General features: G+C 72.1%; 3 protein-coding genes. All 3 read right to left on the reverse strand.

Features of this window, described 5'->3' with window-relative positions; translation table 11 throughout:
- Positions 1-243: 243 nt before the first annotated feature.
- On the reverse strand, positions 244-1,560 hold the full coding sequence (locus QOL99_RS07225) for a LysM peptidoglycan-binding domain-containing protein (RefSeq protein WP_285522609.1): 1,317 nt from the start codon (positions 1,558-1,560) through the stop codon (positions 244-246).
- 171 nt (positions 1,561-1,731) lie between these two features.
- Positions 1,732-2,646: an ABC transporter permease gene (locus QOL99_RS07230; RefSeq protein ID WP_285522610.1), complete on the reverse strand. Its 915-nt coding sequence runs from the start codon at positions 2,644-2,646 to the stop codon at positions 1,732-1,734.
- The coding region (locus QOL99_RS07235; protein WP_407650150.1) for an ABC transporter permease at positions 2,646-3,430 on the reverse strand (785 nt) is incomplete at its 5' end. The genes QOL99_RS07230 and QOL99_RS07235, both read right to left, overlap by 1 nt.

A 3,430-nucleotide genomic window follows, 5' to 3' on the forward strand; every position in this document is an offset into this window, starting at 1 on the left:
CCCCACCCCCCAGCCCCCTACCCCCCAGCCCCCTACCCCCAGGGAGGCAGGGGGAGCAGCGCTGCGCTCGGCAAAGGGCGTCCCCCCACCGTTATCCCTGCTTGCCCCGCCCCCGTTTCCCCCTCCACGCCATCCTTCGGCCCAAGTGAACATGCGAGGTGGGAACGCTGAAGGCGGCCGACACAAGGAAAAGCAAGCGCAAAAGCGAAGTTCTCCCCCCCGTCCCCGCCACACCCTCCTCCCTCACCGCGCGTACCGCCGCCCCTCGTATCCCGTGAACACCCCGATCCCGTACGCCACGCTCCGCACGCTTTCCAGCACCGCTGTGCCGTTCCAGGCGACGCCCGCGCTGCTGCCGCCGTCGAGCAGCAGGGCGTCGCGGACTCCCAGACGGGCCATCACCTTGCCCATCTCGGTGGTGGTGAGCCGGGCGTGGGTGGTCACCAGCACGAGGTCGCGGTTGCTCACCAGCCCCACCGCGCTGCGGGCCGCCCGCCCGAAGAGGGCCGGGTCGCGAAAGGCACTGGAATACTGCCGGTTGACCAGCCCGTCTTTCAGGATGCGGGGGCCAGCGGCGACCACCGTCTCCATGCCGCGCCACGCCACCTTCGCCCCGTCTCCCCGCGCGGGCACGGTCCGGATGGTCGCGCGGTTGTCGGGCGTGATGGCGAGGCCCGCCGGAATGCGCCCCAGCGCCACCAGCCGTCCGCGCACCACCAGGTCCCCGGCCGGGATGTACGACTGCGGGTGAAAGTAGCTGCCGTTGACCACCGCTTTCGCCCCGCTGACCCGCGACAGGGTGCTGACCCGCGCCCCCCGCCCGATCCCGCCGGGCGGCAGCACCGGCGTGACCAGCACGTCGCGCCAGCGCAGGTCCACGTTCACCACCCGCACGGGGATGTTCAGGGGCGTCAGCCGCTTGACGCTCACGGGCTTGCCGGTCGGCTTGGGCGGAATGGGCACCGGAATCCGCTGCGGCACCAGCACCCGCTGACCGGGGTAGAGGCGGCGGCGGCCGAGGTCGTTGAGGGCCAGCAGGTTCTTCTCGGTGGTGCGGTAGCGCCTTGCCAGCGTGCCCAGCGTCTCGCCGGGTTTGGCCGCCACGTGGCTGTGAATGAGGCGCACCTCGGTGGTGGGGCGCGGCGGGGCGGCGCGGGCGGCGGTTTTCGGCGGCCAGGTCCGGGTGCCGCGCGGGGGGACCTTCAGCTTCTGCCCGGTGCGAATCAGGCTGCCCGGGAGGCCGTTCGCGGCCCGCAGCGCCGCCACACTCACCCCGGCCCGCTGGGCGATGGCGCTCAGGGTGTCGCCGCGCCGCACGGTGTAGGGGGCCAGTCCGCCCGCAGGCTTGGCCGCAGCGCCCGCCGCACGCAGCCGCAGCACCTGGCCCGGCCGGATCAGGTTTCCCCTCAGGCTGTTCAGCGAGCGCAGGCGGGCCACGCTCACCCCGGTCCGCTGCGAGAGGCCGGAGAGGGTGTCGCCGGAGCGCACGGTCACGGTGGAGGAAGCCGCCCACGCGGTGGGCAGGGAGGTCAGCGTGAGGAGGAGAAACAGACTGAACACGGAAGGAGCACGCTGGGCCATCTTTCCCAAGGGAGCACGCGGGCGTGGGCGCGGGGATGAGAGGGGCTGACGCGAACTTGGTCCACGCTCTTCCCAAACAAAAGGGCCGCAGGGGAACGTCCCCCACGGCCCACGGTCCGGCGGCAGCGTGGCTAGCCGTCCAGCGGTTTGCTAGCCGTCCAGCGGTTTGCCCAGGGCCTTGGGCGCGGCGCTGCGCCCGGTGAAGACCAGCGCGATGATGGTGATCAGGTAGGGCAGCGCCCCGACCAGCGTGGGGGGCAGCAGGTCGGTGCCGCCCAGCGTGATGGAGAGTGCTTGCAGGAAGCCGAACAGCACGGTCGCCCCGAGCACGCCCAGCGGCTTCCACTGCCCGAAGATCAGCGCGGCCAGCGAGATGAAGCCCAGGCCCGCGCTGATGTTGCGCACGTAGGAGTCCAGGTTCCCGATGCTCAGGAACACGCCCGCCGTCCCCGCCAGCACGCCCGACAGGATCACGCCGCTGTAGCGCATCCGCCGCACGTTCACGCCCATGCTGGCCGCCGCGCCGGGATGCTCGCCGGTGGCCCGCAGCCGCAGGCCGTAGGGGGTGCGGTACAGCACGTACCACGTCACCAGCACCGTCAGCAGCGCGAAGAACACGGGCGGGCTGAAGCGCAGCTCCCCGATCCCCCACAGCGGCAGCGCGTTCTGCACCTTGGGGCTCTCGGTGCTGCTGCCGTACAGCGCGGTCAGGATCACGGCGGGCACCCCGGTCGCCAGCAGGTTGATCGCCGTGCCCGAGATCACCTGATCGGCGCGGTACTTGATGGAGACGACCGCGTGAATCCAGGCGATCAACCCGCCCACGACGGCCCCGGCGAGCCAGCCAAGCCAGGGGGCCAGCGGACCCAGCGAGGGCTCCAGCGCCAGCGTCGCCACCGCGCCCGCGAGCGCCCCGAAGATGATCAGGCCGTCGAGCGCGATGTTCACCACACCGCTGCGTTCGGAAAAGAGGCCGCCCAGCCCGGTCAGCAGCAGCGGCACCACGCTGCGGATGAAGGTGGCGAGAAAGGCCGTGGTCAGAAGTTGCGCGAAGAGGCCGTCCATTACTGATTTCCCCCCTGGGTCACGTCTTTGTTGGTTTCGCTGGCGCGGGTCACGTTGGGGTTGGGGGTGGCGCGTTCCTGCGCGGCGACCGATGGGGTCAGGCCCGCCGCTGCCGGGGCCGCGTTGCCCCCGCCCCCCGTGGCCGCGAGCTGGGGCGGCGGCGGATCGGTCACCCGGCGGCTGAGAAAGCCGCCCGCCGCGATAAACAGCACGATCAATGCCTTGAGGACCACCACGATGTCGCGGCTGATGTTCTCCAGCCGCTGCACGCCCACGCTGCCGGTGTCGATGGTGCCGAACAGCAGGCTGGCCGCCATCACGCCCGCCGGGGTGTTCTGGCCCATCAGCGCCACCGCGATCCCGTCGAAGCCCACGCTGACGGGCATGTTGCCCTTGAGGCGGTACTCGTCGAGCGCCCCGCCGTTCACGTAGTGGGTCCCGGCCAGCCCCGCGAACATCCCCGCCAGGGTCATCGCCAGGATGGTGCCGCGCGCCACGCTGATGCCGCCGTACTCGGCTGCGCGGGGCGACAGACCCACCGCCCGCAGCGCGTACCCGGTCGCCGTGCGCCACATCAGCACGCCGAACAGCCCCACGCACGCCAGCGCGATCAGGAAGCTGGCATTGAGCTGGCTGCCGATCACCGTGACCGGAATCCCGATGCGCCAGGTCAGCACCGCCGCGAGCAGCGCCGCCCCCAGCGCGATCAGCCCGCCCCGCGCGGTGCGCCGCAGGGCCAGCCGGGCCACCGCGTAGGCCAGCAGCGCCGCGAGCGGCCCCACCG

The organism is Deinococcus rhizophilus (genome assembly GCF_030271215.1).
Classification (GTDB): Bacteria; Deinococcota; Deinococci; order Deinococcales; family Deinococcaceae; genus Deinococcus; species Deinococcus rhizophilus.

What these genes read in the sequence shown, in the direction of transcription:
- QOL99_RS07230 (WP_285522610.1), bottom strand. Translation starts at nt 2,646, where the DNA reads ATGGACGGCCTCTTCGCGCAACTTCTGACCACGGCCTTTCTCGCCACC.